This window comes from Roseibium sp. MMSF_3247 (assembly GCF_030733765.1).
Taxonomy (GTDB): Bacteria; Pseudomonadota; Alphaproteobacteria; order Rhizobiales; family Stappiaceae; genus Roseibium.
The window spans coordinates 170,166-194,335 of the sequence record NZ_JASHII010000001.1; the positions used below are offsets into that span (position 1 = coordinate 170,166).

Sequence of the window (24,170 nt, forward strand, 5' to 3'; positions counted from 1 at the left end):
ACAGGTGTGAGGGTGGATTTTGAAGCGGATCGGGATCAAGCGGGAAGCCATTCGGGACAAACTTGAAAAAGCGGATGCGGTCCGCATGAAAGTTATGGATGAAGTCAAGTTCATCCGTTCCTGGGCGCAAAACCCGCTTCGCACGGGGGCTGTTGCGCCCTCCGGACCCGAACTTGCTTCGAAAATGGTCTCTTTCTTGATCCCGCGGCCGCACTCAAAAGTCGTTGAGCTCGGCCCGGGAACAGGAGTGGTGACAAAAGCACTGTTTGACGCTGGATTTTCGAACCTCGATTTGAACCTTATTGAATACAGCACGGACTTTTGTGAACACCTTGGCGGACGGTATCCAGGCTTGCCCGTCCTGCAAGGTGACGCCTATGCTTTGAGGCAAACCCTTTCCAAACCGGGTGGTTTTTTGCATGAAGCCGCAGAAGCCAATCATGTTCTCGACGGTATCGTGTCGTCTTTGCCGCTGCTCAACAGGCCGGACGTTCACCGCCGAGCGTTCGTTGAAGAAGCTCTTCAGCTTTTGAAGCCCGGTGCGCCGCTTGTTCAGTTTTCCTACGGTTTGGCAGCCCCTGTGAAGCCACTCACACGGAGTGTGTCGGTCTACAGTTCGGAATGGATCTGGAAGAACTTGCCTCCGGCCCGCGTTTGGGTTTACCGGAAGGCCAACTAACCGTAGCTTAAAACTTCCCTAGCAGGTTGAATGTCTTTGGAGAGGGCTTCATGCGAAACCCAAAAATTCTCGTATTGTCTGGTTCCGCACGCGCTGGATCCTACAACAGCCAGCTTGCGGCTCTTGCTGCGAAGAAACTGGCGATTCTGGACGCGAAAGTGACGCGCATCTCGCTGAAAGACTATCCATTGCCTATCTATGACGGGGATCTTGAAGAGGCGGATGGTGTTCCGGAGAACGCGGAAAAGTTAAAGAAACTGTTCGCCGAACATGACGGCGTTTTTATCGCTTGCCCGGAGTATAACGCGGGAATCACGCCGCTTTTGAAAAATACGCTCGACTGGATCAGCCGAGTCAAAGGGCCAGGGGATGCCTATCGCGGCAAGATTTTCGCGGTGGGCGCGGTATCGCCTGGCGGCTTTGGGGGTATGCGCGGCCTGATCGGCATGCGAACGATCCTCGAGGTTGGGCTGGGCGCAATGGTCTTGCCGCAGATGATTTCCGTCGCAAAGGCAAGCGCGGCCTTCAATGAGCGCGGGGATCTCGCGGATGAGCGGGCATCCGCCAATCTCGACAATATGGTCGATGCACTTTTGCGGGCGACCCGGATAGAGCTATCTCACTGAAAGGGGCGAGTGAAAGCAGTCTCCTCGCTCTGGTCGCTTTTCAAACTGTGGCGGGATGCTTACATACAGCGCCGCACCAAAGACGTTATGAGGATTAGATGAGCGAATCGCGTGAGCCGGCCGTTTGGCACGGCACCACCATCATGATGGTCCGCAAGGGCGGCAAAGTGGTTATCGCGGGCGATGGTCAGGTATCGCTGGGACAAACTGTTATCAAGCACACTGCCCGCAAGGTCCGCCCGCTTGCGAAAGGCGAGGTGATTGCCGGTTTTGCAGGGGCAACGGCCGATGCCTTCACCTTGTTTGAGCGTCTGGAGTCCAAGCTTGAACAGTATCCGGGCCAGTTGATGCGGGCCTGTGTCGAACTCGCCAAGGATTGGCGGACAGACCGGTATCTGCGCAAGCTGGAAGCCATGATGCTGGTGGCAGACAAGAACACATCCCTTGTTCTGACCGGGACAGGCGACGTCCTGGAGCCCGAAGGCGGGATCATGGGAATCGGCTCTGGCGGCAACTATGCGCTTGCAGCTGGACGTGCCTTGGCGGATACAGACTTCGACGCGGAGACGATCGCTCGCAAGGCGATGGCCGTGGCCGCTGAAATCTGCGTCTACACTAACGAAAGCATCACGGTGGAAGTCCTCGAAACCGCCGAATAAGCAGGTCTTTCAGGCTCCTCGAACGATCCAGATCAATGCAAGGTAAAAGCAATCAGGCGAAATCGAAAAACTGATTGCTGTGCTTCTGTCTTGCTTGCACGACCGGCTGGCGGAAGCTTGAGAAATTCGGATAGACAGACTTCTTTGCATGCCGGACGGAGGATCCCTTGAGCGAGGCGAGCCACAAATTGAACGAGAAAGAAAGGCCGCTGGATTCAGCGCGGTTGGCGGCCGCCGTCTCCGAGGGCATCTTGACCGAAGATCAGGCTGAGCGGCTCACCGATTTCTGGACCCGCCGCGGCGTTACCAGTCCATTGGCTGAAACATTGCCGCACGCGGACATCGAAGAAGTGCGGTTCGTGCGCGGCTTCCATGACATTTTTATAAGTCTTGGGATCGGGATACTGATGGTTGGGCTGGTGTATGGTTTGCAGAACCTGTTGCCGGCTTGGGCAATCTCCGCAGTTGGCGCTGTGTCTATTTGGGGGCTGGCGGAAGTTTTCTCCCGCCGCATGCGGTTGGCTCTGCCGTCTTTCCTGCTCAGCCTTGCATTCACCCCCTTTTTCTTCATGGCGTGTTTCGGGCTGGTCGTTGATCAGGACCTGACCGGTTTCAGCCTCGGTGGCTGGCGGCAAAACTATGAAACTTGGCTGGTAATCCCCACCTCGTTTGTCGCCCTAGCCGGCGCGGTGCTGTTTTACCTCCGCTTCAAGGTTCCGGTTGGGATTGCAGGGATCACCGGCGGATGCCTGTTCATCGTGGCAGTGCTTATCGAGATGGCGGCCCCCGGGCTGATCGACCGCTATCATGTCGGTTTCTTCCTGGCTCTCGGGCTCGTTACATTTGCCTTGGCGATGAGCTTTGATATCAAGGATCCAGCCCGCGTCACGCTGAACTCCGACAAGGCCTTTTGGCTTCATCTGATGGCCGCACCATTTATCGTGCATTCGATCCTTGCCATGGTCTCCAGCTACTCAGGTCAAGGTTCGGTCGGTTACTCGGTTGCTGTCATTGCGCTCTTCATGATCCTGGCAATCGTGGCGCTGGTTGTTGACCGGCGGGCCCTTCTGGTCTCCGCAATGAGCTATCTTGGTTTTGCAATCGGTTATCTGATCCTCGAAGCCAATGTTTCGGAAGAGGCCGCCTTTGCCGTAACCCTGTTGTTGCTGGGTGGTTTTATTCTGCTTATTGGCTCCGGCTGGAGCCTGTTGCGGCGCGTGCTTTTGGCGCCCTTTTCAGGTCAGCCCTTGCTGCGCTACCTTCCTGCGACCACATAACCGGCAATGACCACCTACTTCTGTGCGAGTGAAACCCCTGAATGACTGATTTTTCTCCGCGTGAAATTGTATCTGAACTCGATCGCTACATCGTTGGCCAGAAGGACGCCAAACGGGCGGTGGCAATTGCCTTGCGTAACCGCTGGCGCCGCCAGCAGCTTGAGGGGCAGATGCGCGAAGAGGTTCTGCCAAAGAACATTCTTATGATCGGCCCGACCGGTGTCGGCAAAACCGAGATCTCCCGGCGTTTGGCGAAATTGGCGCGGGCTCCCTTTACCAAGGTTGAGGCCACCAAGTTCACCGAAGTTGGCTACGTGGGCCGGGACGTTGAGCAGATCGTTCGTGACCTAGTGGAAGCCGGTATCTCGCTTGTGCGCGAGGAAAAACGGGAATCCGTGAAAGCCAAAGCCCATGTCTTGGCAGAGGAGCGTGTACTGGACGCGCTGGTTGGTTCAAATGCCAGCCCGGCCACCCGGGAGAGCTTCCGCACCAAGCTCCGTGATGGTGAAATGGACGACAAGGAAATCGAGGTTGAAGTGCCGGCACAGGCACAAATGCCAAGCTTTGACTTGCCGGGCATGCCGGGAGCGAGCGTCGGTGTAATGAATGTCTCGGATCTGCTTGGCAAGGCGTTTGGCGGCCAGACGAAAACGAAGCGGACAAGTGTGCGCGATTCCCATCAGCTCTTGGTGAATGCGGAATCCGACAAGCTTCTGGATGAAGACAAGATCGTCGAGGAAGCCATCTCGCTTGTAGAGAATTCGGGCATCGTTTTTCTCGATGAGATCGACAAGATCTGCGCTCGGGAAGGCCGCGCCGGCGGTGATGTTTCACGAGAGGGCGTTCAACGCGATCTCCTGCCGCTGATCGAGGGCACGGTGGTGTCGACCAAACATGGCCCGGTTCGAACCGACCATATTCTGTTCATTGCCTCCGGCGCGTTCCATGTTGCGAAGCCCTCGGATCTTTTGCCGGAATTGCAGGGCCGCCTGCCGATTCGGGTTGAACTGCGGGCACTGACCAAGGAAGATTTCCGGGCGATCCTGACAGAGCCTGAGGCCAGCCTGATCAAACAGTATGTCGCCTTGATGGAAACTGAGGGTCTGAAACTGTCGTTCACCGAGGATTCCATTGAGGAAATCGCGTCAGTGGCCGTGGATCTGAACGGATCGGTCGAAAACATCGGTGCGCGGCGTTTGCAGACCGTCATGGAGCGGATTCTGGACGAAATCTCATTCACGGCACCGGATCGGTCTGGGGAGGAGGTCGAAATCACGGCAGAGTTCGTTCGCGAGAACATTGGCGATCTGGCGAAGAACGTCGATCTGTCGAAGTTTATTCTGTAATTAGAACCGGTACTGCAGGCTGCGAATTCGCCGCTTGCGGCTTGCCGGGACCGATGGCAGCATGCGGTCATGGTAGCAATTCGAAAAAGTAACGAAGAGGGTCACCGCCGGAAGTTTCTGGTGGTGGTTGACGACACACCGGAATGTGATCGCGCAATTGTCTATGCCGCCAAGCGGGCAGCGCGCACCAGCGGTGTGGTCACATTGCTGTTCATCATCGCACGCGGGGATTTCCAGCATTGGCTGGGTGTTGAGGACATCATGCGTGCCGAAGCGCACCAGGAGGCAGAAGCCACTCTGGCAAAAGCAGCGCAACGGGTGCGCTCAGTCGCCCGCACGGAACCGGAAACGGTTATCCGTGAAGGCACCATGAGTGAAGAGATCTTGGAGCTGATTGAGGCTGATGCCGACATAGCCATCCTCGTTTTGGCGGCAAGCACTAACGCGGATGGGCCGGGGCCGTTGGTTTCCTCGATCGCTGGCAAGTCCGCGGGAACCTTTCCGATCCCTGTGACCATCGTTCCGGGAAATCTGGATGATGATTCCATCGCTGCTCTAGCCTGACCTGCTGTGAGGAAAGACGCCTGAGGCGCTTGATCCCCGGCGACGAAAACCTATCTAGTTTTTAACGGTTCCAAACTGACGCAGGATCGGTTAGAAGATCCTATCGGTGTTTTGCGATGATGGAGAGGCCGCAAACACGTTTGCCACATTGGGCGCACAGGTGACACAGCGCGGACAGCGCAAGGACGGAAAACATGTTCATTCAAACCGAAGCCACACCGAACCCGGCAACTCTCAAGTTCCTTCCAGGACGGGTCGTCCTGCCGGAAGGAACGTATGATTTCCGGTCCAAGGCCGATGCTGGTGCATCGCCGCTTGCAGAGAAGCTTTTTGATGTGCCGGGCGTTGCCGCCGTTTTCTTTGGCCATGATTTTGTGACCGTAACCAAGGATGACACGGACTGGCAGCATATGAAGCCGGCAATTCTCGGTGTCATCATGGAACAGTTCATGTCCGGTCAGCCGGTCATGAATGCCGGTGAAAGTGAAGACATCGAAGAAGGCGAGTTCTTTGAGGAAGGCGATCAGGAAACGGTCGCGACCATCAAAGAGTTGCTCGAAACCCGCGTGCGTCCTGCTGTCGCACAAGATGGCGGCGACATCACATTCAAGGGATTCAAGGAGGGGATCGTCTACCTTTCCATGCGTGGTGCTTGCGCTGGATGCCCGTCCTCGACCGCAACGCTTCAGCACGGCATTCAGAATCTTTTGCGCCACTTTGTGCCGGAAGTTGAGGAAGTGCGTCCAATCTAAAGCGAATTTCCGCTTTGTTTTATTGGCCCGGCCTGCTTGCCGGGCCTTTTTATTCCCGCTGGTATTTCTCTGTGGGTTTCAAGCCCCCCATTGGACCTAGATCCAAAGCCCGGCTCGACTCTGCGAAGCGGCCGGGGTAGTGGCAAGTTATCATGCGTGTTCTGGCAATCGATACAGCACTGGCCAATTGCGCTGCCGCCGTTCTTGACGATGGCACCTCCTCAGCATGTTTCGAAACCTGCGGCGAAGAGATCGGCCGCGGCCATGCGGAGAAGCTCATGGACATGATCGGAACCGTGATGGCTGAGAGCTCGACAGCCTTTTCCGATCTCGACCGGGTTGCTGTAACCGTCGGACCGGGAAGTTTCACCGGTCTTCGTGTCGGGTTGGCCGTTGCCCGTGGCTTCGGTCTGGTTCTGGAAAAGCCGGTTGTCGGTGTTACCACATTGGCGGCGATCGCACGGTCCTGCGCATCCGGCGACAATGGCCCCCCGATCCTCGTCGCTCTCACGGGAAAAGGCGACGAAGTTTATTGTCAGCTTTTTTCTTACGATGGCGAACCACTTGACTTTGCCGGTGTCCAAACCCTGTCAGATCTTGCAAGGACACTGCCTGAGGACATAAGATTTGCCGGTTCGGCGGCAGACCGTGTTGCCGATGCAGTGGGAGCGGAAGACACGCGCGTGATTTCCAGGTGCGGGTATCCGGGAATACGGGCCGTTGCCGAGCTTGGTCTCATAACGGATCCGCGAGGGGCGTCTCCCTCCCCATTGTATTTGCGGCCGCCGGATGCGACGCCGCAGACGAAGGGAAGGATTGAACGGCAATGAGTTTTTGGTGGTTCTGGAGCCAGCCGCCGGTTGTTGAAGAGGCGCTGGACGAAGATCTGCTGAAGGTCGCCGAAATCCACGCAGCTTCATTCAAACATGCATGGGACGTGGAAGAGCTTGCCCGTATGAAAGCGCAATCCGGAACGTCCATTCTGGTCGCGCGGCGGGCCAGCCCTTACGGAACGCAGGGGCCACTTGGTTTTTTAATCCTCAGAACAGTCGCGGATGAAGCGGAAGTGATCACGATCGCTGTACATCCGCGCCAACGTGGTCGCGGCATTGGAAAAAAGCTGATGGAGGCCGGCTTGTTCCGCCTCTATGGAGAACGCTGCAAGAGCTTGTTTCTGGAAGTGGATTCGGCAAATGAAGCCGCCATTTTGCTGTACCGCTCCCTCGGATTCCGGGAAGTTGGCCAGCGAAAAGGGTACTACAGCCACAGTGGAGGAGACGGGACAGCGCTTGTCATGCGCGTCGATCTTGGTTAGAGCGCTTTGAGACCCAACCGGAACCGGAAGGCAATTGGAGTTTATGACGGACGAGCGGACACTATCGCTGGCGGAACTTTGCGTCCAAAAAGGCATGCGCATGACCGAACAGCGCCGTGTGATTGCCTCAGTGATCGAGCAGGCCTCAGAAGAGCATCCAGACGTCGAGGAACTCTATCGCCGATCCGTTGCGATTGACCCGAAAATCTCCATCTCTACGGTCTATCGCACCGTCAAACTGTTTGAAGATGCCGGCATGGTTGAGCGCCATGATTTTCGAGATGGCCGTTCCCGTTATGAAACTGTGCCGGACGAGCATCATGACCATCTGATTGATCTGCGCAGCGGACAGGTGATTGAGTTCCGGAACGAGGAAATTGAAGCCTTGCAGGAGTTCATCGCTAAAAAGCTGGGCTACAAGCTGGTGGATCATCGGTTGGAGCTTTATGGCGTTCCGATCGAGCCGAAAAAGGGCGGGGACACGGATGGCTGAAATCAAGGCGGTTTTGACGATCCTTATGTTAACGGTCGTCTCGCTGATCTTGATTCCACTGCAATGGGTTGCAGTGAAGCTAAATCTCCCAATCCAGAAACACCTTCCTCGTCTCTGGCATAAAATTGCAACCGGCCTCGTTGGTATTCGCATTCACCAGGAAGGGCAGCCGGCGGCTGAACGTCCTTTGTTGATTGCCGCCAACCATGCGTCCTGGGTAGACATCACCGTTATCGGTTCTTTGATGCCGCTGTCCTTTATCGCCAAGTCGGAAGTCTCCGGCTGGCCGGTCTTTGGTCTCTTTGCCAAGCTTCAGCGGACGGTTTTCGTCAACCGCACCCGGCGATCGCAAACGGCAGAAGTTGCTGACACGATTGCCGGCCGGATGGCAGAGGGTGATGCCATGGTGCTCTTTGCGGAAGGCACATCCAACGATGGGAATTGCGTTTTGCCGTTCCGTTCGGCTCTTTTGGGAGCTGCAACGCGCGCCGCGGGGAATGATCAAGACACCACTGTTTGGGTCCAGCCGTTGTCAATTGCCTATCAGGGCTTGTTCGGAATGCCGATGGGGCGTGTGCACCGTCCGCACGTCGCCTGGTATGGGGATATGGAGCTTGCGGGCCATCTTTGGGGCATCTTTAAGCATGGTGCTCTCGATGTTGCCGTCCAATGGGGAAAGCCTGTTCGGGTCGATCCCGCAACGGACCGGAAAGCTCTGACTCTGCAGTTGGAGAGGGAGGTGCGCGCCCTGACCATGGCTGCCTTGCGCCAAAAACCGGTCGAACTGTTCGAATCCGACGAATTCGATGCTCCTGAGTTCTTCTCAAATGAAGAAAAAACCGCTAAAGCTGGCGCCTGAATTGAGGTGCAGCCTGCCTCCGACGTGATTAAACGCGGGCAGACAAAGGTGCGGGATAAAGTCTCGCCCAAAAGCACGATCACCACGAGACATGCCGTCCGTCCCACAGGGACCATGAGGAGCGAATGACGAGCCGCCCGGAAGCAGAACTGGACACCTCCGCAGCCGCGGAAACAAAGACCGTATCAGGTGACAATACGCGCAAGGTTTTTGTGCGCACCTACGGCTGCCAGATGAACGTCTATGACAGTGAGCGCATGACCGATGTGCTGGCACCACAGGGCTATTCCACGACTGAAGACATGGAAGAGGCCGATCTGGTCATTCTGAACACCTGCCACATCCGGGAAAAGGCCGCTGAAAAGGTCTATTCAGAGCTTGGGCGGATCCGGAAAGTTAAGGAAGAACGGGCGAAAGCAGGCAAGGACATGATGGTCGGTGTGGCCGGCTGTGTGGCGCAGGCGGAAGGCGAGGAAATCTCTCGCCGGGCGCCGATTGTCGACATGGTCGTTGGTCCGCAGAGCTACCATCAGCTGCCCTCGCTTTTGGACAAAGCGCGCCAAGGCCAGAAAGTTGTCGAAACAGAGTTCGACATCGACGCGAAGTTTGACCATTTGTCTGAGCGGGCTGAAAAGCCGATCATGAAACGCCCTCCGGCCGCATTCCTGACAGTTCAAGAAGGCTGCGACAAGTTCTGTACCTTCTGCGTCGTTCCTTATACCCGCGGTGCTGAAGTCTCCCGGTCCGTGGAACAGATTGTTACCGAAGCTCAGCGCATGGCAGCCTCTGGTGTGCGGGAAGTGACCCTGCTTGGTCAGAACGTCAATGCCTATCACGGCGAAGCTGCAGATGGGTCAACCTGGGGGTTGGGAAAGCTTTTGCGCCGCTTGTCGGAAATCGATGGGTTGGATCGGCTGCGTTACACGACCAGCCACCCTCGTGACATGGACGATGATCTGATTGAAGCCCACCGCGAGCTGAAGAGCTTGATGCCATATCTGCATCTGCCGGTTCAGTCCGGGTCTGACAAGATTTTGAAGGCCATGAACCGCAAGCACACGCGGGATGAGTATTTCCGACTGATCGACCGGATCCGGGAAGCAGCGCCCGACATTGCCCTTTCCGGCGACTTCATTGTCGGTTTCCCAGGCGAAACAGATCAGGACTTTGAAGACACGATGGATCTGATCCGCCGTGTTGAATATGGCTCTGCCTTCTCGTTCAAATACAGTCAACGCCCCGGCACGCCTGGAGCGACCATGGACGATCAGGTGCCGGAAGACATCAAATCTGCGCGCCTGCAGGAACTCCAAGCGCTTCTGAGCGAGCAACAAAAAGCCTTCAATGCGTCCCGCAAAGGGATGACCTGCGATGTGCTATTGGAAAAGAAGGGCCGGAACCCGGGACAGCTTGTTGGCAAGTCTCCATGGTTGCAGCCGGTCCAGCTTGATGCACCAGAGTCCATGATCGGCAGTGTACAAGCGGTGGAAATCGTTGAGATCGGAAGCAATTCGCTGTTCGGACGGCTGATTGCGGGGCAAGATGCTGCTGATGGATCCGGTGCCATACCGGCCCCGGCCGCCTAAGGAGACGTCATTTGACGCGCGACAGCCAATCTTCTTCCCGCAGGCTTTCTGATGAAGCCGCTTCGGCTTCCGACATGACCCACATCGTTCTTGCTTTTGAAGATAACCGTTTGATCGGAGATCTGTTTGGCCAGTTCGATCAGAACCTTGCCTTGATCGAACAACGCCTCGGTGTGGATGCGATTGCACGCGGCAATCAGGTGACGCTGAAGGGGTCGCAAGCCGGCTGTGCCCAGGCTCGGGCGGCATTGGAAGCCCTTTATCAGCGCTTGTTGCAAGGGCAGGAAATTCATCCAGGCGATGTCGATGGGGCCTTGCGCATGGCGGCGGCCAACGAAGCCCAGCTGCCGTTGCCGACCCTTGAGCCTAAATCCCGGTTGGCGTTTGCACAAATCGCGACGCGCCGGAAAACCATTGTTGCGCGTACGCCAACACAGGATGCCTATATCCGGTCCATGGACCGGGCGGATCTGATTTTCGGCACAGGCCCGGCTGGAACGGGTAAGACGTTCCTCGCGGTTGCCTACGCGGCAGCGCTGTTGGAACGCGGCGATGTGGCGCGTTTGATCCTGTCCCGGCCTGCAGTTGAGGCCGGTGAGCGTCTGGGCTTCCTGCCGGGAGAAATGAAAGACAAGGTCGACCCGTATCTCCGGCCGATTTATGATGCGCTCTATGAAATGATGCCGGCTGAAAAAGTTGATCGCGGACTGCAATCCGGAATGATCGAGGTCGCGCCACTCGCGTTCATGCGCGGACGTACTTTGTCAAACGCCGTTGTTTTGCTCGACGAAGCGCAGAACACGACGTCGATGCAAATGAAAATGTTTCTGACCCGGCTGGGCGAGGGATCAAAGATGATCGTGACCGGCGACCCGAGCCAGATCGACTTGCCCTCGGGCCAGAAATCCGGCTTGCGCGAAGCTCTGGGTCTGCTGACCGATATTCCTGCGGTTGCACATATTCGGTTCAACGAAACCGATGTTGTTCGCCATGAGTTGGTCGGCCGGATTGTCACGGCTTACGATAATGCTTCGCGCGAAGAAGCACAGGCACGTGAACGCCGGTTTGCCGCTCGTCAAGGAGACAGCGAAGATCAGGATCGCCGGCCGCGCAACAGCGCAGCGGCTTCCTGAAGGGGCTTGTGTGACCGAAGCTGAACATGCGCCTGAAGAGGTTTTGATTGATATCGCGGTTGAGGCCGGTGATTGGCCGGATGAGGCCGAGTTGATCAAACTGGCGCAAACCGCGATTGCTGCTGGAATAAAAGGCGCGGATCTGGAAGTTTTGGAAGAAACCGAGCTGTCACTGCTCTTCACAAATGATGAGGGGATCCGCAAACTGAATCATCAGTGGCGGGACAAGGACAAACCGACAAATGTGTTGTCCTTTCCCGGCAGCGACCCCCATGATGATGTGTACGGCCCTCTGCTCGGCGACATAGTTTTTGGCTATGAGACAGTGGCCAAAGAAGCAGAAGAACTGGGAATTGAATTTAACAATCACCTTACCCATCTCACTGTTCATGGATTGCTTCATCTTTTCGATTATGATCATCAAGAGAAAGACGAAGCTGAACTGATGGAAAGCTTGGAAACGGCCATATTGGCCGGTTTGGGTATTGATGATCCTTATGCTGGCCGGCCACTTGAAGCCGATGGCGATTAAAGGGACAGTAGGGGTATGACCCGTTGCTTCAGGGTCCTGAAACGATAGATGATGAACGCAGTTGAACCAAACAGTTCCGGTGGCGAGGCGGATTCCGCCCAGCACGGAACGGCGCAGGACGGGGAAGACCCGCAACAGACCAGGCCGCAGAAACCTGCGGCATTCTTCTCCTCGCTCAAACGGCTTCTCCGCTTGGGGCGCGACACATCCAACTTGCGTGAAAATCTGGAAGATGAACTCGCCCGTGAAGGGGCGGGAGATACAGCGTTTTCGCCTGAGGAACGTATGCTTCTCGGGAACATTCTTCGTTTGCGTGAAAAGCGTGTTGACGATGTCATGATCCCAAGGGCCGACATTGAAGCGGTCGACCTAGGCACGAGCCTTAGCCGGGTTATGGAGCTGTTCAGAAACAGCGGGCACTCCCGCATGCCGGTTTACGAGGAGACGCTAGACGATCCGCGCGGCATGGTTCACATCAAGGACCTGATGGCCTTCATAGCCGAACAAGGGGCAGGTTCGAGTGTAAGCGGGTCAGATACGCTCGGTCAGTCCGGGGACACCGAACGCCTGACCATCGTGGCGCCAGCACCTGGTCATAATTCCTCAGATCTCGATCTGTCGTCGGTCGATTTGTCGATTTCGCTCCGGGATGCAAACCTCATTCGGAACCTGCTTTTTGTTCCGCCTTCCATGCCGGCAACGGACCTGATGGCGAAAATGCAGGCTGGCCGGATCCAGATGGCGCTTGTGATCGACGAATATGGCGGCACGGACGGTTTGGTCTCCCTGGAGGATCTCGTCGAAGAAGTTGTCGGCGACATTGAGGATGAGCACGACGAAGACGAAGAAGCGATGCTTGCAGATGCCGGTGACGGCATTTGGATCGCAGATCCAAGGCTGCCGCTTGAAGATCTCGATGAGGCCCTTGGAACACAGTTGAGCGACGGTGAGATATCCGAAGATGTCGATACGCTCGGCGGATTGCTCTACGTCACGGTTGGCCGCGTGCCGGTGCGCGGCGAGCTTGTGCTCGTGGATGACGTGCCGGGCTATGAGTTTGAGGTCATGGATGCAGATCCGAGACGGATCAAACGCTTGAAGATTCGCCGTCGGCGCGCTGAAGTTCGGTCGCCGGAAGTCAGGCGCCGTTTGAAACGTCCTGAAACTGATCCGTCCGAGACCGATCAAGAGACGCCAGAAAACAAAGAACAGCGACCAATCGCATCCTAACACTTGGTCGCTCGGGACCCTGATGGACTAAGCTTGGCGTTTGACGGTCGAGCGCTGAGCCGCAGAAAGGGTTGACCGGCTCGCTGCTAGCAGACAAACCTGCCAACGTTTTTGCAGCGAATCGGATCCATATGAGCCCGCTTTTTCAGAAGCTTTCCGTCATTCCAAACACGTTTCTGCTCGCTTGGGGATGGCGACGTCGGCTGCTTTGCTTTTTGTGCGGCGCTGCTTCGGCCTTTGCCTTACCGCCATATGGTCTCTTTCCAATCCTTTTTCTAACCTTTCCCGGATTCGCTTGGCTCCTGGATGGGGCTTTGGAGACAAACCGGAGCGGCGTATACAAGCGGCTGCGCACCGGGTTTGCGCTCGGTTGGTTTTTTGGCTTTGGATACTACCTCTCCGGTCTTTGGTGGATTGGCTCGGCTTTTCTGGTCGATGCCGAACAGTTTGCCTGGCTGATGCCGTTTGCCGTCGTAGCAATGCCGATTGGTTTGGCCCTGTTCACGGGCCTCGCCGGAGCCATTGCGGCGGCACTTTGGGGGGACTCCAGGACCCGGGTGCTGCTCCTGGCAGCAGCAATGACGCTTGCCGACTGGCTCAAGGGAACGATCCTGACCGGATTTCCCTGGAACTCTTACGGTTATGCTTTTTCAGAAAGTCTGGCTCTTTCTCAAACGGCCAGCGTTCTGGGCGTATACGGTTTAACGTTTCTGGCGTGGAGCATCTGTGCAGCGCCGGCTGCGCTCGCGGACAGTAGGCCGCTCCCGCTGCGCGTCTTGCCTGTTGGTTTGGCAGCAGCTGTTCTGGTTCTTATGGCGACCTATGGCGCATATCGGTTGGCGCCTGACACGACTGATTACGAAGATCTGGATATCCGGATCGTTCAGCCTTCAATCAACCAGCAGGACAAATGGCGACCGGAACTGCGCGACGAGATTTTTCAAACCTACCTTGATTTGACAGAAGCGCCGCTTGGCGGGGAGGGGCGGGTTGGAACACCGCAGCTGGTGGTCTGGCCCGAGTCTGCGGTTCCGTTCCTGCTCACGAGGGAGCCTGGTGCCTTGCATCGGATCTCGGCTGCGCTTGGGCAAAACAAAGAGCTGGCAGTCGGCGCAGTTCGGGCAGAGCCGGGCGAAACCGGCCAAGTCTATTTCAACAGCATCTATTTGATCGAAAATGATGGGACCGTGCGCGGGCTTTACGACAAGGTGCGCCTGGTCCCGTTCGGTGAATATGTCCCGCTCCGCCCATTGCTGGATAAACTGGGTATCAGTAATCTGGCAGGTCCTGGTGCAGGTTTTGAGGCTGGAGACGTGCGGCGCCCCTTGTCAGCAATGGACAAGTACCTGTTTCTGCCACTGATATGCTACGAGGCAATATTCCCTGCTGAGACTGCTGGTGTGGCACCGAGACCTGCGTTTCTTCTCAATCTGACCAACGATGCATGGTTCGGCCGGACACCAGGTCCCTACCAGCACTTTGCGCAGGTTCGGCTGCGTTCTATCGAAACGGGGCTACCCACAATCCGAGCCGCCAATACCGGAATTTCCGGTGTGATAGATGGGTTGGGGCGTGTGGTGACTAAACTTCCGGTATTTGAACGAGGTGTGATTGATGCTCGGCTACCTGTGCGAGAACCGGAAACGATTTACCGTACATTTCTGGATACTCCGATACTAATAATTTCGGTAATTATTGTAATTTTGACCAGTATTCATCGATACAACCGCAATTCCCGTATAAATTGATATTTTTTGTTTGAGTTGAGTGAAAGAATTGTGATACAACCGTGACATAGCTGATTGAAAGCTAACGTAGGCGTAAGCGGGAAGTTGCGGGCAAACTTTCTTCTGTTCAGGTTTGTGGGGACCTGATTGGGCTTGCGCCAAATAAAAAATATTGGCTGTAAAAGCCAAATGACTAAGAAAGAATAACGCCAATGCCCAGTAAGAAATCACCTAATCCAATCGATATCCATGTTGGAAGCCGTGTGCGCTTGCGCCGCATGATGCTCGGCATGAGCCAAGAAAAACTTGGCGAAGCGCTAGGCATCACTTTCCAGCAGATCCAGAAATACGAAAAAGGCACCAATCGCATTGGAGCCAGCCGGTTGCAGCATATCGCAACTATTCTGAAAGTACCGGTTTCCTTCTTTTTTGAAGATGCGCCTGGAACGCCGGAAGAAGCTGAAGGCTTTGGCGAAACCCAACCCACGTCTTATGTCGTGGATTTCCTTTCCTCGTCGGAAGGTCTGTCCCTCAACAAGGCATTTGTGCGCATAGAAGACCCAAAGGTCCGCCGCCGCATTGTTGATCTGGTCAGATCCCTCGCCGGCGACGAATAATAAAAACAACCATCTTCTTGACGTGGCCCCAAACTTCTTAGATTGATGGCACCTGAAGCGGCGATCGTACTCGCCGCTTCTTTGTATTCATTCCCAGAAGGACGATCGCCAATGGCACGTCAAAATTACCTGTTCACGTCTGAGTCCGTCTCCGAAGGTCACCCAGACAAGGTTTGCGACCGTATTTCTGACGCGGTTGTAGATGCCTACCTCAAAGAAATGCCTGAAGCCCGTGTTGCCGCTGAGACGCTGGCGACTACCAACCGGATCGTGATTGCCGGTGAAACCCGCGGGCCTGCTACCATCACCAACGAATACATCGCGCATCTGGCGCGTATGGCCGTCAAAGACATCGGCTATGAGCAGGACGGCTTCCATTGGGAAGACTGCGATATCGCCGTGCATTTGCATGCCCAGTCTGCTCACATTGCTCAAGGCGTTGATGCTGGCGGCAACAAGGATGAGGGTGCGGGCGATCAGGGCATCATGTTTGGTTACGCATGCCGCGAGACCGAAGAGTTGATGCCGGCGCCAATTCTCTTTTCACACAAGATCCTGAAAACGCTGGCAGAGGCCCGTAAAACCGGCAAGGAGCCGGTGCTTGGTCCGGATGCGAAGAGCCAGGTAACTGTTCGCTACGAAAACGGCAAGCCGGTCGGTGTCACGTCCATCGTCCTGTCGACGCAACATTTGGACCCGGCGCTCACCTCGCCTGATGTCAAAGCAATCGTTGAGCCATACATCCTGTCGTCCTTGCCGGACGGCTGGGTCACGGATGAAACAGTTTGGCATGTTAATCCGACGGGCGCGTTTGTTATTGGCGGTCCGGATGGCGATGCAGGTCTCACAGGCCGCAAAATCATCGTCGATACATACGGCGGCGCAGCCCCACACGGCGGTGGCGCGTTCTCCGGTAAGGATCCGACAAAGGTTGACCGGTCTGCAGCCTACGCCGCCCGCTATCTGGCAAAGAACGTGGTCGCGGCTGATTTGGCCGACCGGTGCACGATCCAGTTGTCGTACGCAATTGGCGTGTCCGATCCGCTGTCGGTCTACGTCGATTTCCACGGCACTGGCCGGTGCGGCGAAGCCAAATTGGAAACAGCTCTGCGTGACGTGATGGGCCTCAGCCCGCGCGGTATTCGCGAGCATTTGCAGCTGAACAATCCGATTTATGAGCGCACCGCAGCTTATGGTCACTTTGGTCGGCAGCCGGATGCCGATGGCGGGTTCAGCTGGGAAAAAACAGACCTGGTTGACGAACTGCGCTCGCTTGCAGGATAAGCCGGCCCCAGAAAGGTCCACTCAACAGAATGAAGATCGCCGGCCTTTGAGGCCGGCGATTTGGTTTGAAGCAATGAATGATCGATACGAAGGTTCTTTTTTTGGACGCCGGAAAGGCAAGCCGCTTACCCCGCGCCGGGAAGCGCTCATGGCAGATGTTCTGCCGGAGCTTTCTCTGGATCTTACAACGCCGCCGCCTGCCGATTTGAAGGACCTCTTCAAGGCAAAGGTTACATCTGTCTGTTTGGAGGTGGGCTTCGGCGGTGGTGAGCATTTGTTGCACCGGGCCCGGACCAATCCGGAAACCGGGTTTATAGGCATTGAGCCGTTTGTTGGAAGCATGGCAAAAGCTGTTGCTGCCGTGACGGATGAAAACCTCCAAAACGTTCGGCTTTATGACGACGATGCGGTCAATGTCTTAGATTGGGTGCCGGAAGCTTCGCTCGATCTCGCATACCAGCTTTATCCGGATCCGTGGCCAAAGAAGCGCCATTGGAAGCGGCGTTTTATCAACGGGCAGAACCTTGATCGGTATGCACGCGCCTTGAAGCCTGGAGCCGAATTCCGGTTTGCCAGCGACATCGACACCTACATCGATTGGACACTGCGCCATTGCCGCGATCATCCGGACTTTGACTGGGCCGCAGAAACCGCGTCTGACTGGAAAACCCCTTGGGAAGGTTGGCCCGGCACACGGTATGAGGCCAAGGCGATCCGAAAGGGGCGCATTGGCCGGTATCTCACCTTCTTGAGGCGGTAAAGCCCGTACCGGCGCGATGTCAGGAGGAGCAGTGGCTGCCGGGCAAATGCAGACTCTTTTCCAGCATTCACCCCAAGCCCCTTGCCTTTGAGGGGTGTTTGGCGTTATACAGCCGGTGTTTCATCTCAAACGGCTTATACGAGCTCTTGAGGGTGGGCCCGCCGGGGACCCGCTCTTTTTTGCTTAACCCCATGCCGGAAACCGAATGTGATTTTGCCGGGCAGCGCCTGAGTTTATCTCTAAGCTTCATGCCCAACTGAAATAAAACTGCCTCAAATTGGCAGAATGGAGCCGGGTATTGAGCGACCAAGAACCGAGAATTGTCACCGAACAAGGGCTTGATGCCCGTGTTGCGGCAATTGTTGAGCCGGTTATTGAAGATCTCGGCTATCGGCTCGTGCGCACCAGGATCAGCGCGGCAAACGGATGCACGCTGCAGATCATGGCCGAGCGCCCGGACGGCACTATGACGGTGGATGATTGTGAAACAATCAGCCGGGCTGTGTCGCCTGCTTTGGATGTCGAAGATCCGATCAACCGGGCTTATCACCTTGAAGTGTCGTCTCCCGGCATTGATCGGCCGCTTGTGCGCGCCGGTGATTTTGACCGCTGGGCCGGTCACGAAATGAAAGTCGAGATGGACGTCATGCAAGACGGCCGCAAGCGGTTCCGCGGAACGCTTCTCGGCGTTGAGGGTGCGTCGGCAAAAATGCGTTTGCCTGATGCTCCCGAAGGTGAAGCAGATACAGTTCTGCTTCCGATGGAAGATATTGGCGAAGCCAAACTGGTCTTGACCGATGACTTGATTACGGCAGCTCTGCAGGCCGAAAAGGCGGCCTTGGCCGCACGCGGCGAGAGCGCCGATGAGTTGACACAGGATAACACGCCGAACTGAGCCTGAGCTCGTTGGCACTTGGATGAACGCGCCCGACCCGACCCTTGGCGCAAGAGGAGTGGATTATGGCAATCAGCGCAAACCGGCTTGAACTGCTGCAAATTGCGGACGCAGTTGCTCGGGAAAAGTCGATCGACCGGATGATCGTCATCAATGCAATGGAAGATGCCATTCAGAAGGCAGCACGCTCGCGTTATGGCACGGAAACGGAAGTTCGCGCTGAGATCAATCCGAAAACCGGCGATATCCGTTTGCAGCGTCTGCTTCAGGTTGTTGAAGCTGTCGAGAACGTCTCCACCGAGATTTCTCTGGACGATGCCACTGCCCGCAATCCGGAAGCCGGTCTGGGTGATTTCATCGCCGAGCCGCTGCCGCCGCTCGACTTCGGCCGCATTGCCGCTCAGTCTGCAAAGCAGGTTATCGTTCAAAAGGTTCGCGAAGCAGAGCGTGATCGTCAGTATGACGAATTCAAGGACCGTGTTGGCGAAGTCATCAACGGAGTTGTCAAGCGTGCCGAATACGGCAACGTCATTGTCGATCTTGGCCGGGGTGAAGGGATTGTTCGCCGCGATGAGCTGATCCCCCGTGAGATCTTCCGCACGGGCGACCGCATTCGGGCAATCATTTATGATGTGCGCCGCGAGCAACGCGGTCCGCAGATCTTCCTGTCCCGGACCCATCCGCAGTTCATGGCCAAACTGTTTTCCCAGGAAGTCCCGGAAATCTATGATGGTGTCATTGAGATCAAATCTGTCGCTCGTGACCCAGGGTCCCGCGCGAAGATCGCTGTGATCTCGAAAGACAGCTCCATCGACCCGGTTGGTGCGTGTGTGGGTATGCGTGGGTCCCGTGTGCAAGCTGTTGTTGGCGAGCTGCAGGGCGAGAAGATCGACATTATTCCATGGAATGACGAGGCGGCAACGTTCATCGTCAACGCGCTGCAGCCGGCCGAAGTTGCCAAGGTTGTTCTCGATGAAGATGCCGAGCGTATTGAAGTTGTCGTTCCGGATGACCAACTGTCACTAGCGATCGGACGCCGTGGTCAGAATGTGCGACTGGCATCCCAGTTGACCGGCTGGGCGATCGACATCATGACAGAACAGGAAGAATCCGAGCGCCGCAGCAAGGAATTCCAGGAACGGTCTCAACTGTTCATGGACGCCCTCAATGTGGATGAGATGGTTGGTCAGCTGCTGGCGACCGAAGGGTTCACGTCTGTTGAAGAAGTTGCCTATGTGGAGATCGAAGAAATCTCCATGATCGAAGGCTTTGACGACGACACGGCAGTTGAAATCCAGGCGCGCGCCCGGGACTATCTGAATGAGCTAGAAGCAAAGCTTGACGAAGAGCGGATCGAACTCGGCGTTTCAGACGAGTTGCGCTCGATTGATGGCCTGACAAGCGCTATGCTGGTGGCTCTCGGTAAAGACGACGTCAAGACGATGGAAGACCTTGCCGGTTGCGCTGCGGACGATCTGGTTGGTTGGACCGAGCGCAAAGACGGCGAGACCAAGCGGTATGATGGTGCGCTGTCCGCTTATGATGTTTCCCGCGCCGATGCGGAAAACATGGTAATGGCAGCCCGTCTGGCGGCCGGCTGGATTACCGAAGAGGAACTCGCTGCCCAAATGGCAGAAGAGGAAGCGGAATCGGAAGAGATCGAAGCTGAAGAGGAAGCCGTTGAGGAAGCACCGACCGGTGCGATCCTGAACGGATAATTCCATTGGGTGGACTTACGAGGCCGAGTGCCTCTAGTGAGCGGTAACGCCTTGGCGGCGACCGCTCAAACGAGACTGAAAGTGGTCAACGCGGTTTGCGTCGCTGCCTGAGCATCGGGCGCATGGTTGATCGAGAGGAGTGGCAGCGTGCCAAGGAAGAATGAGCCAACCGAACGGCAATGCGCCGTTACCCGGGAGGTTCAGCCCGTCAGCTCGCTGATCCGGTTTGTGCTTGATCCAGAGGGTCAGGTTGTTCCGGATCTGAAAAGGGTTCTGCCGGGGCGCGGTGTATGGGTAACAGCGACGAGCGATGTCGTCTCTGTTGCCGAGAAAGACCGGAAGAAAGTGTTTGGCCGGGGCTTTAAGACCGAAGTCAGCGTCGAACCTGGATTGGCCGAGCGTGTCGATGCGCTCATGGAAAAGAATGCGCTTCAGGCGCTTTCCATGACGCGCAAGGCCGGCGAGCTGATCACCGGTTATTCGAAAGTTGACGCAGCTTTGCGGCGGGATCCTGTCGCAGGACTGATCCATGCTTCGGATGCCGCAGACGATGGGGTACGGAAGCTTGCGGCGGTGGCCGCGGGTAGAAATGAAGAAGCAAACGGATGCCAAATCGTCCGTTTGTTCGATTCGGACCAATTGGATTTGGCATTGGGCCGGTCAAATGTGATACATGCTGCACTGCTTGCGGGGCAAGCCAGCGAAAATTTCCTGTCACGGGTACGTGACTTGGAGCGTTTTCGCGGCTATTCCGTCGCAGACGACGAAAAGAGCAACGCATAGCAGGGCGGTTGCGCAGGACTGAAGGCAATATGAGCGATACGAAAAATCCGGGCGACAAGACAATCAGCGTTGAGCGTGGCAAGACGCTTGGCCTAAAGCGTGGTGGCGGCGATTCAGGAACTGTTCGCCAGTCCTTTTCGCATGGCCGGTCAAAGGCCGTCGTCGTGGAAAAGAAGAAGCGCCGTGTCGTCCTGCCGGGCCAAGAGCCGAAACCGGAAGCTCCGGCTCCGGTTACGCAACGCCTTGAAACACCTTCCGAGGTGCCGCCGCGCAAGCCGGACGCACCGGCTGCCCGCCAGGGGCGCAAGCCAGGTGGCGGACAACGGCAAAAAGGCAATGGCAATGTGCTGCGCACGCTGACGCCTGAAGAAGCGAAAGCGCGTCAGGCTGCACTGCTGATGGCCAAGGAGCGCGAGGTTGAAGAAGCCAAGCTCCGCGAGGAAGAGGCCAAGCGCCGCGCCGCCGCAGAAGCTCAGCGCAAGCAGGAAGAAGAAGTTCGCGCTAAGGCAGAAGCCGAAGAGCGGCAAAAACGCGAAGCCGAAGAAGCTCAGGCAGCTGCGGAGCAGGCAAAGGTTGCCGAAACTCCCAAAGTGGAAGAAGCTCTTGCTGAAGCGCCCGCCGCAAAGGCTGCGCCGCAAGAACGTCCAGCTCAGCGCCGCGAAGTTCGCAAAGCGCCGGGCCGCGACGACAGCAAGCCACGCAACTTGAATGACATGGGCCGCCGCAAGACAGAAACTACGGCCAGCCCGAAACCGGAAGAGCGTCCGGCCGCTGGTGCAGATGATCGCGGCGCAGCCAACAAAAACCTGCGCGCGGTTAAACGTCCCAAACAGGCCCCGGCTCCGGCTCCGGCACGTCCGAAGGGTGGCGACGATCGCCGCCGTTCGAAGCTGACGATTTCTGCCGCTACCGGTGGTCACGATGGGCAGCGGACACGCTCGCTTGCCTCCATGCGCCGCCGTCAGGAAAAGGCAAAGCGCGGCCAGCAGCAGGTTGTTCGCGAGAAGGTCATGCGGGAAGTCACGCTTCCGGAAGCGATCACCATTCAAGAACTCGCCAACCGCATGGCAGAGCGCGCTGTTGACGTGATCAAGCTTCTCATGAAGCAAGGCCAAATGCTCAAGATCAACGATGTAATTGACGCCGATACGGCCGAACTCATCGCTGAAGAAATGGGCCATACGGTTAAGCGCGTTTCCGAAGCCGATGTTGAAGAAGGTCTCTTCTCTTCGGACGACGATGAGGGCACCTTGCAGCCGCGTCCGCCGGTGGTGACAATCATGGGTCACGTCGACCATGGTAAGACATCGCTTCTGGATGCTGTCCGCAAGGCCAAAGTGGCAACCGGTGAAGCAGGTGGCATCACCCAGCACATCGGTGCCTATCAGGTCGAGCAGGACGGCAATAAGATCACCTTCATCGATACCCCGGGCCACGCGGCGTTCAGTCAGATGCGTGCCCGCGGCGCGAAGTCGACCGACATTGTGATCCTGGTGGTTGCCGCCGATGATGGCGTCATGCCGCAGACCAAGGAAGCGATTGCGCACGCCAAGGCAGCGGATGTTCCGATCATCATCGCCATCAACAAGATGGACAAGCCGGATGCAGATCCCAACCGGGTTCGTACCGAGCTTCTGAGCGAAGAAATCGTTACTGAATCCATGGGTGGTGACGTCATCGACGTTGAGGTCTCGGCCAAATCCGGTCAAAACCTCGACAAGCTTCTGGAAATGATCCTGTTGCAGTCCGAAGTTCTGGAACTTCAGGCCAACCCGGATCGGACCGCGGAAGGTATCGTCATCGAAGCACAGCTTGATCGTGGCCGTGGTCCTGTTGCTACTGTTCTGGTGCAGAAGGGTACTCTCAAGCCGGGTGACATTCTGGTTGCCGGTTCCGAGTGGGGCCGTGTCCGCGCGATGCTTGACGAAAATGGCAAGCAGGTCAGTGAAGCTGGCCCGGCGAAACCGGTCGAAGTCCTTGGCTTCCAGGGAACGCCGGCTGCCGGTGACATGGTTGCAGTGGTTGAAAACGAAGCCCGTGCCCGTGAGATCACTGACTATCGTCAGCGTCAGATCCGCGAGAAGGCATCTGTCGTTGCATCCGGGACACGCGGCTCGCTTGAGCAAATGATGAACCGTCTGCAGGAAACGGGCCGCAAGGAGTTCCCGCTGGTTCTGAAAGCCGACGTGCAGGGGTCTGCAGAGGCCATTGCGCATGCGTTGAACGAGCTTGGAACAGACGAAGTTGGTGCCCGCATCCTGCTGTCCGGCGTTGGCGGCATCACGGAAAGCGACATTACGCTGGCGGCGGCATCCAAAGCGCCGATCCTTGGTTTCAACGTGCGTGCGAACAAGCAGGCCCGTGAAGCGGCTCAGCGCGACGGCATAGAGATCCGTTACTACAATGTGATTTATGATCTCGTCGACGACATCAAGGCAGCCATGTCCGGCCTCCTGTCGCCAGAGCGCCGCGAGACCTTCCTTGGCAATGCGGAGATCAAAGAGATCTTCCACATCTCCAAGGTTGGCAAGGTTGCTGGCTGTCTGGTTACCGAGGGCGTTGTGGAGCGCGGCGCGCAAGTCCGCCTCATCCGTGACGACGTGGTCATCCACGAAGGCGAGCTGGGCACGCTCAAGCGCTTCAAGGACGAGGTCAAGTCTGTCGAATCCGGTCAGGAATGCGGCATGAACTTCACCAAGTACCAGGACATGCGTCCGGGCGATGTTATCGAGTGTTTCCGCGTCGAGCACATCAAACGTACGCTCTGATCGCCGGTTACTGATTGGAAAAGATGCGCGCCGGCGGGACTTCAAGGTCACGCCGGCGCCCTTGCATTTGGAGCCTCGACGGCTCGTTAGGAATTGAAATGGCGAAACATTCTGGACAGGACAGTCAGGGACCATCGCAGCGCCAGCTGAAGGTGGGTGAAACGGTCCGTAAGGAGCTGTCAGACATTTTCACACGCGGCCGGTTTTCCGATCCGGACCTCGACGGCGTCATCATCACGATCCCGGAAGTCCGCATGACACCGGATCTGCGTTTGGCGACGTGTCTCGTGATGCCGCTGGGCGGTGTGAATGCTGAAAAGGTTGAGAAGGCCTTGAACCGGAGCGCAAAATATCTCCGAGGTCAGGTCTCCCGCCGGCTGACAATGAAATACATGCCCGATCTGCGCTTTGTCCTTGATACGCGCTTTGACGATGACGACCGGATCGAAACGCTGCTGCATTCACCGGAAGTTGCGCGGGATCTGGACGGTCCGCAGGAAGATCAGTGAATTGCTTGGAAAGCCTATAGGGCGTCACGTTAGGCAGTGATGATCCCAGGGTGGACAG

At 56.7% G+C, this 24,170-nt stretch carries 24 protein-coding genes; all 24 read left to right on the plus strand.

What is annotated here, in order from left to right:
* Positions 1–19 precede the first annotated feature (19 nt).
* The 24 genes from RBB44_RS00675 to rbfA all read left to right on the plus strand — a co-directional run bounded on the left by RBB44_RS00675 (position 20) and on the right by rbfA (position 24,112).
* Positions 20–679 carry a class I SAM-dependent methyltransferase gene (locus RBB44_RS00675; protein ID WP_133949318.1) on the plus strand — a complete coding sequence of 220 codons (660 nt, stop codon included), beginning with the start codon at positions 20–22 and terminating at the stop codon, positions 677–679.
* A gap of 50 nt (positions 680–729) precedes the next feature.
* Positions 730–1,305, plus strand: a complete 576-nt coding sequence (locus RBB44_RS00680; protein ID WP_306148002.1) for an NADPH-dependent FMN reductase — start codon at positions 730–732, stop codon at positions 1,303–1,305.
* A gap of 98 nt (positions 1,306–1,403) precedes the next feature.
* A complete protein-coding gene (gene hslV, locus RBB44_RS00685) occupies positions 1,404–1,964 on the plus strand; it encodes an ATP-dependent protease subunit HslV (protein WP_055672334.1) in 561 nt (186 codons plus the stop codon).
* Positions 1,965–2,131: 167 nt separating this feature from the next.
* Positions 2,132–3,241, plus strand: coding sequence for a hypothetical protein (locus RBB44_RS00690; protein ID WP_306148003.1), 1,110 nt, complete (start codon positions 2,132–2,134; stop codon positions 3,239–3,241).
* 41 nt (positions 3,242–3,282) lie between these two features.
* Positions 3,283–4,587 (plus strand): ATP-dependent protease ATPase subunit HslU, encoded by a 1,305-nt coding sequence (hslU, locus tag RBB44_RS00695; RefSeq protein ID WP_209178832.1) that lies wholly within the window; start codon positions 3,283–3,285, stop codon positions 4,585–4,587.
* Between the two features lie 69 nt (positions 4,588–4,656).
* A complete protein-coding gene (locus RBB44_RS00700) occupies positions 4,657–5,151 on the plus strand; it encodes a universal stress protein (protein WP_040451306.1) in 495 nt (164 codons plus the stop codon).
* A 194-nt stretch (positions 5,152–5,345) separates the two neighbouring features.
* Positions 5,346–5,903, plus strand: coding sequence for a NifU family protein (locus RBB44_RS00705; RefSeq protein WP_008194306.1), 558 nt, complete (start codon positions 5,346–5,348; stop codon positions 5,901–5,903).
* 152 nt (positions 5,904–6,055) lie between these two features.
* Positions 6,056–6,733, plus strand: a complete 678-nt coding sequence (gene tsaB / locus RBB44_RS00710) for a tRNA (adenosine(37)-N6)-threonylcarbamoyltransferase complex dimerization subunit type 1 TsaB (protein ID WP_306148004.1) — start codon at positions 6,056–6,058, stop codon at positions 6,731–6,733.
* Positions 6,730–7,218, plus strand: coding sequence for a ribosomal protein S18-alanine N-acetyltransferase (rimI, locus tag RBB44_RS00715; RefSeq protein ID WP_306148005.1), 489 nt, complete (start codon positions 6,730–6,732; stop codon positions 7,216–7,218). Before tsaB ends, rimI begins: the two co-directional genes overlap by 4 nt.
* 43 nt (positions 7,219–7,261) lie before the next feature.
* Positions 7,262–7,711, plus strand: coding sequence for a Fur family transcriptional regulator (locus tag RBB44_RS00720; RefSeq protein WP_306148006.1), 450 nt, complete (start codon positions 7,262–7,264; stop codon positions 7,709–7,711).
* Positions 7,704–8,570 (plus strand): 1-acyl-sn-glycerol-3-phosphate acyltransferase, encoded by an 867-nt coding sequence (locus RBB44_RS00725; protein ID WP_306148007.1) that lies wholly within the window; start codon positions 7,704–7,706, stop codon positions 8,568–8,570. Before RBB44_RS00720 ends, RBB44_RS00725 begins: the two co-directional genes overlap by 8 nt.
* Before the next feature lie 125 nt (positions 8,571–8,695).
* Entirely contained in the window at positions 8,696–10,156 is a 1,461-nt protein-coding gene (gene miaB / locus RBB44_RS00730; RefSeq protein WP_306148008.1) for a tRNA (N6-isopentenyl adenosine(37)-C2)-methylthiotransferase MiaB, read from the plus strand.
* Between the two features lie 74 nt (positions 10,157–10,230).
* On the plus strand, positions 10,231–11,289 hold the full coding sequence (locus tag RBB44_RS00735) for a PhoH family protein (protein ID WP_306148336.1): 1,059 nt from the start codon (positions 10,231–10,233) through the stop codon (positions 11,287–11,289).
* 10 nt (positions 11,290–11,299) lie between these two features.
* Positions 11,300–11,821 (plus strand): rRNA maturation RNase YbeY, encoded by a 522-nt coding sequence (gene ybeY, locus RBB44_RS00740; RefSeq protein WP_306148009.1) that lies wholly within the window; start codon positions 11,300–11,302, stop codon positions 11,819–11,821.
* Positions 11,822–11,869: 48 nt separating this feature from the next.
* Positions 11,870–13,051: a hemolysin family protein gene (locus RBB44_RS00745; protein WP_306148010.1), complete on the plus strand. Its 1,182-nt coding sequence runs from the start codon at positions 11,870–11,872 to the stop codon at positions 13,049–13,051.
* A gap of 131 nt (positions 13,052–13,182) precedes the next feature.
* The gene (gene lnt / locus RBB44_RS00750; protein ID WP_371932255.1) at positions 13,183–14,799 is read left to right on the plus strand and encodes an apolipoprotein N-acyltransferase; all 1,617 of its coding nucleotides are present in this window, start codon (positions 13,183–13,185) and stop codon (positions 14,797–14,799) included.
* A 191-nt stretch (positions 14,800–14,990) separates the two neighbouring features.
* A complete protein-coding gene (locus tag RBB44_RS00755; RefSeq protein ID WP_094073420.1) occupies positions 14,991–15,395 on the plus strand; it encodes a helix-turn-helix domain-containing protein in 405 nt (134 codons plus the stop codon).
* 111 nt (positions 15,396–15,506) lie between these two features.
* Positions 15,507–16,679, plus strand: a complete 1,173-nt coding sequence (metK, locus tag RBB44_RS00760) for a methionine adenosyltransferase (RefSeq protein WP_133949300.1) — start codon at positions 15,507–15,509, stop codon at positions 16,677–16,679.
* A gap of 73 nt (positions 16,680–16,752) precedes the next feature.
* The gene (locus RBB44_RS00765) at positions 16,753–17,439 is read left to right on the plus strand and encodes a tRNA (guanosine(46)-N(7))-methyltransferase TrmB (protein WP_306148011.1); all 687 of its coding nucleotides are present in this window, start codon (positions 16,753–16,755) and stop codon (positions 17,437–17,439) included.
* Positions 17,440–17,737: 298 nt separating this feature from the next.
* A complete protein-coding gene (rimP, locus tag RBB44_RS00770) occupies positions 17,738–18,334 on the plus strand; it encodes a ribosome maturation factor RimP (protein ID WP_133949296.1) in 597 nt (198 codons plus the stop codon).
* Positions 18,335–18,399: 65 nt separating this feature from the next.
* Complete coding sequence (nusA, locus tag RBB44_RS00775) at positions 18,400–20,052, plus strand: transcription termination factor NusA (RefSeq protein ID WP_306148012.1); 1,653 nt, start codon at positions 18,400–18,402, stop codon at positions 20,050–20,052.
* A 147-nt stretch (positions 20,053–20,199) separates the two neighbouring features.
* Positions 20,200–20,835 (plus strand): RNA-binding protein, encoded by a 636-nt coding sequence (locus tag RBB44_RS00780; RefSeq protein ID WP_306148013.1) that lies wholly within the window; start codon positions 20,200–20,202, stop codon positions 20,833–20,835.
* Positions 20,836–20,864: 29 nt separating this feature from the next.
* On the plus strand, positions 20,865–23,603 hold the full coding sequence (gene infB, locus RBB44_RS00785; protein ID WP_306148014.1) for a translation initiation factor IF-2: 2,739 nt from the start codon (positions 20,865–20,867) through the stop codon (positions 23,601–23,603).
* Between the two features lie 98 nt (positions 23,604–23,701).
* Positions 23,702–24,112 carry a 30S ribosome-binding factor RbfA gene (rbfA, locus tag RBB44_RS00790; RefSeq protein ID WP_209178844.1) on the plus strand — a complete coding sequence of 137 codons (411 nt, stop codon included), beginning with the start codon at positions 23,702–23,704 and terminating at the stop codon, positions 24,110–24,112.
* Positions 24,113–24,170 lie beyond the last annotated feature (58 nt).

Excerpts from the sequence above, each read along its gene's own strand:
- RBB44_RS00755 (WP_094073420.1), top strand. The coding sequence starts at position 14,991 with ATGCCCAGTAAGAAATCACCTAATCCAATCGATATCCATGTTGGAAGC.
- metK (WP_133949300.1), top strand. The coding sequence starts at position 15,507 with ATGGCACGTCAAAATTACCTGTTCACGTCTGAGTCCGTCTCCGAAGGT.
- lnt (WP_371932255.1), top strand. The coding sequence starts at position 13,183 with ATGAGCCCGCTTTTTCAGAAGCTTTCCGTCATTCCAAACACGTTTCTG.
- RBB44_RS00720 (WP_306148006.1), top strand. The coding sequence starts at position 7,262 with ATGACGGACGAGCGGACACTATCGCTGGCGGAACTTTGCGTCCAAAAA.
- infB (WP_306148014.1), top strand. The coding sequence starts at position 20,865 with ATGAGCGATACGAAAAATCCGGGCGACAAGACAATCAGCGTTGAGCGT.
- RBB44_RS00700 (WP_040451306.1), top strand. The coding sequence starts at position 4,657 with ATGGTAGCAATTCGAAAAAGTAACGAAGAGGGTCACCGCCGGAAGTTT.
- RBB44_RS00745 (WP_306148010.1), top strand. The coding sequence starts at position 11,870 with ATGATGAACGCAGTTGAACCAAACAGTTCCGGTGGCGAGGCGGATTCC.
- RBB44_RS00735 (WP_306148336.1), top strand. The coding sequence starts at position 10,231 with ATGACCCACATCGTTCTTGCTTTTGAAGATAACCGTTTGATCGGAGAT.
- RBB44_RS00765 (WP_306148011.1), top strand. The coding sequence starts at position 16,753 with ATGAATGATCGATACGAAGGTTCTTTTTTTGGACGCCGGAAAGGCAAG.
- RBB44_RS00705 (WP_008194306.1), top strand. The coding sequence starts at position 5,346 with ATGTTCATTCAAACCGAAGCCACACCGAACCCGGCAACTCTCAAGTTC.
- tsaB (WP_306148004.1), top strand. The coding sequence starts at position 6,056 with ATGCGTGTTCTGGCAATCGATACAGCACTGGCCAATTGCGCTGCCGCC.
- miaB (WP_306148008.1), top strand. The coding sequence starts at position 8,696 with ATGACGAGCCGCCCGGAAGCAGAACTGGACACCTCCGCAGCCGCGGAA.
- rimI (WP_306148005.1), top strand. The coding sequence starts at position 6,730 with ATGAGTTTTTGGTGGTTCTGGAGCCAGCCGCCGGTTGTTGAAGAGGCG.
- hslU (WP_209178832.1), top strand. The coding sequence starts at position 3,283 with ATGACTGATTTTTCTCCGCGTGAAATTGTATCTGAACTCGATCGCTAC.
- nusA (WP_306148012.1), top strand. The coding sequence starts at position 18,400 with ATGGCAATCAGCGCAAACCGGCTTGAACTGCTGCAAATTGCGGACGCA.
- RBB44_RS00680 (WP_306148002.1), top strand. The coding sequence starts at position 730 with ATGCGAAACCCAAAAATTCTCGTATTGTCTGGTTCCGCACGCGCTGGA.
- hslV (WP_055672334.1), top strand. The coding sequence starts at position 1,404 with ATGAGCGAATCGCGTGAGCCGGCCGTTTGGCACGGCACCACCATCATG.
- rbfA (WP_209178844.1), top strand. The coding sequence starts at position 23,702 with ATGGCGAAACATTCTGGACAGGACAGTCAGGGACCATCGCAGCGCCAG.
- RBB44_RS00725 (WP_306148007.1), top strand. The coding sequence starts at position 7,704 with ATGGCTGAAATCAAGGCGGTTTTGACGATCCTTATGTTAACGGTCGTC.